Genomic DNA, 3,629 nt, shown 5'->3' with positions numbered 1-3,629 from the left:
GCTGGGCTCCTCCGGCAAGGGCCACGAGTACATGCTCAAGTACCTGCTCGGGGCGAAGAACGGGGTGATGAACGATGACCTCGGCAAGGCCGGCGGCCTCGGCCTCGGCGGCGATGCGCAGCGGGTTGCGGTTCAGTTGCGGCGCCGACGGCAGCCAGCCGAGGCGTTCGGCCTGGATGTTGTAGTCCAGGGCGTGTTCGGCGAAGCGGCTGGCGTCGGCCAGCGGCGACAGCACCTCGTGCATCGACAGCTTCTCGTGGCGCCATTGCGAGCTGTGCAGGTAGAAGAAGCTGGTGCCGTTCATCTGCCGCGGCGGCCGGCTCCAGTCCAGGCCGAAGGCCAGCGGCGCCCAGCCGGTCTGCGGGCGCAGCTTCTCCTGGCCGACATAGTGCGCCCAGCCGCCGCCGCTTTGGCCGATGCAGCCGCACATCATCAGCATGTTGATGACCGCGCGGTAGTTCATGTCCATGTGGTACCAGTGGTTCATCGCCGCGCCGATGATCACCATCGCCTTGCCGCGGGTCTTGTCGGCGCTGTCGGCGAACTCGCGGGCGACCTGCGTCGCGCGCGCCGCCGGAACGCCGGTGATGCGCTCCTGCCAGGCCGGGGTATAGGGCGTGTCGGCGTCCTCGTAGGAGGTCGCCACGTTGTCGCCGCCCAGGCCGCGGTCGATGCTGTAGTTGGCCATCTGCAGGTCATAGACGGTGGCCACCCGCAGGCGCTTGCCGTCCGCCGCGACGATCTCGCGGAACGGCACCCGGCGCAGCAGTACCTCGTCGTTAGCGACGCCCTTGAAGTGCGGGTGCTCCTGCCCGGCGAAATACGGGAAGGCCACCTCGCAGGCATGTTCCGGGCCATCGAGCAGCGACAGTTGCAGGCGCGTCTGGTCACCGCTCCTGCCGTCCAGCTCGGCGATGTTCCACTTGCCTGACTCGCCCCAGCGGTAGCCGATGGCGCCGGTGGGCGAGACCAGCCCGCCGCTGCGCTCGTCGTAGGCGATGGTCTTCCACTCGGGGTTGTTGTCCTGGCCGAGGTTGTCCGCCAGGTCGGCGGCGCGCAGGTAGCGGGTCGGCTTGAACGCGCCGCCGGCGTGTTCTTCCAGCAACACCAGCATCGGCATGTCGGTGTACTGGCGGCAGTAGTCGACGAAGTAGGCGCTCGGCCGGTCGAGGTGGAACTCCTTCAGGATCACGTGACCGAAGGCCATGCCCAGCGCGGCGTCGGTGCCCTGCTTGGGGTTGAGCCAGAGGTCGGTGAGCTTGGCCACCTCGGAATAGTCCGGGGTGATGGAGACGGTCTTGGTGCCCTTGTAGCGCACCTCGGTGAAGAAGTGCGCGTCCGGGGTCCGCGTCTGCGGCACGTTGGAGCCCCAGGCGATGATGTAGCTGGAGTTGTACCAGTCGGCCGACTCCGGCACGTCGGTCTGCTCGCCCCAGATCTGCGGGCTGGCCGGCGGCAGGTCGCAGTACCAGTCGTAGAAGCTCAGGCAGACCCCGCCGATCAGCGACAGGTAGCGGGCGCCGGCGGCGTAGCTGACCATCGACATGGCCGGGATCGGCGAGAAGCCGATCACCCGGTCCGGACCGTAGGTCTTGGCGGTGTAGACGTTGGCCGCGGCGATGATCTCGGTGACCTCGTCCCAGCTGGAACGGACGAAGCCGCCCAGGCCGCGCTGGCTCTTGTAGCTCTTCGCCTTGGCGGCGTCCTCGACGATGCTGGCCCAGGCGTTCACCGGGTCGCCGTGCTGCGCCCGCGCCTCGCGCCAGAGCTTGAGCAACGGCTTGCGCACCTTCGGGTACTTCAGGCGGTTGGCGCTGTAGATGTACCAGGAATAGCTGGCCCCGCGCGGGCAGCCGCGCGGCTCGTGGTTGGGCAGGTCCGGACGGGTGCGCGGGTAGTCGGTCTGCTGGGTTTCCCAGGTGATCAGGCCGTTCTTCACGTAGATCTTCCAGGAGCAGGAGCCGGTGCAGTTCACCCCGTGGGTGGAGCGCACGATCTTGTCGTGCTGCCAGCGCTGCCGGTAGGCACCTTCCCAGGCGCGGCTCTCGTTGCTGGTCTCGCCGTGGCCATCGGCGAATTCGCCCTGCTTCTTCTTGAAGAACTGCAGGCGGTCGAGCAGGTGACTCATCTTGATCTCCTCACCCGGTCTGTGCCGGGCGTTACAACGCTAATCAGGGGTTGCCGCGGGCTGCTGCCGACGGACTCAACAGGGACTCTCCGCACCCTTGCGCGCGTACCACCACCAGGTGGCGACGATGCAGCTCAGGTAGTAGGCGATGAACACGTAGAGGGCGCCCTCGGCGCTGCCGGTCATGTGCAGCGAGGTGCCGAACGCCTTCGGGATGAAGAACCCGCCGAAGGCGCCGATGGCGGCGGAGAAGCCGATCACCGCGGCCGACTCCATGCTCGCGTTGCGCGCCGCGCCGGCTTCGTCGGCCTGGCCGTCGCGCACCCGCCGGGCCCACTCGTTGCGGAAGATCACCGGGATCATGCGGAAGGTGGAACCGTTGCCGATGCCGGCGAAGAAGAACAGCAGGATGAAGGCGCCAAGGAAGCCGAAGAAGTTGCCCTGGCCGCCGTCGCCCGGCAGGAAGGCGATCACCGTGAACACCCCGCCGATCATCAGTGCGTAGTTCCACAGGGTGATCCGCGCGCCGCCGAACTTGTCCGCCAGCCAGCCGCCCAGGGGCCGGCTGAGGGCGCCCACCAGCGGACCGAGGAAGGCGTATTGCAGCGGGTTGATGTCGGGGAACTGGGTCTTGCTGAGCATCGCGAAGCCGGCCGAGAAGCCGATGAACGAGCCGAAGGTGGCCACGTACAGCCAGCACATCAGCCAGTTGTGCTTGCGCTTGAAGATCACCGCCTGGTCGCGGAACGAGGCCTTGGCGTCGGCGATGTCGTTCATCCCGAACCAGGCCGCGACCGATACCACGGCGATGAACGGCACCCAGATCCAGCCGGCGTTCTGCAGCCACAGGCGACCGCCGTCGCCGAGCTGCTGCGGCTCGCCGCCGAAGGCGCCGAACAGGCCGCCGGCCACCGCCAGCGGCACGGCGAACTGCATCACCGAGACGCCGAGGTTGCCGAGCCCGGCATTCAGGCCGAGGGCGGTGCCCTGCTGGCTCTTCGGATAGAAGAAGCTGATGTTGGACATGCTCGAGGCGAAGTTGCCGCCGCCGAAGCCGCAGAGCAGCGCGATCAGGGCGAACACCCAGTACGGGGTGCTCGGGTCCTGCACGGCGAAGCCCAGCCAGATGCACGGGATCAGCATCGAGGCGGTGCTCAGGGCGGTCCAGCGACGGCCGCCGAAGATCGGCACCATGAACGAATAGAACACCCGCAGGGTGGCGCCGGAGATCGACGGCAGCGCCGCGAGCAGGAACAGCTGGTCGTTGCTGAAGGCGAAGCCGGCGCTGTTCAGGCGCACGGTCACCGTGCTCCAGATCATCCACACGGCGAAGGCGAGCAGCAGCGCGGGGATCGAGATCCACAGGTTGCGGCTGGCGATGCGCTTGCCGTTGCGCGCCCAGAACTCGGGGTCCTCGGGGCGCCAGTCGAGCAGCAGCGGTCCCCGTGCGGCTTTCAGTTGGGTATTGGCGATCATGCCCATGACGGCATTACCTCAGGAG

General features: G+C 67.6%; 2 protein-coding genes. Both read right to left on the bottom strand.

The window, feature by feature from the left end; all coding sequences use genetic code 11:
- On the bottom strand, positions 1–2,128 hold a 2,128-nt coding region (locus FFS27_RS30410; protein WP_256659753.1), incomplete at its 3' end, for a nitrate reductase subunit alpha.
- 75 nt (positions 2,129–2,203) lie between these two features.
- The gene (gene narK2 / locus FFS27_RS30405; RefSeq protein ID WP_003092963.1) at positions 2,204–3,610 is read right to left on the bottom strand and encodes a nitrate/nitrite transporter NarK2; all 1,407 of its coding nucleotides are present in this window, start codon (positions 3,608–3,610) and stop codon (positions 2,204–2,206) included.
- Between the last annotated feature and the right edge of the window lie 19 nt (positions 3,611–3,629).

Source organism: Pseudomonas sp. 2VD, from assembly GCF_005503585.1.
Taxonomy (GTDB): Bacteria; Pseudomonadota; Gammaproteobacteria; order Pseudomonadales; family Pseudomonadaceae; genus Pseudomonas; species Pseudomonas aeruginosa.
Note: the sequence above shows the minus strand (reverse complement) of the source record. Positions and strands in the feature narration are given on the sequence as shown.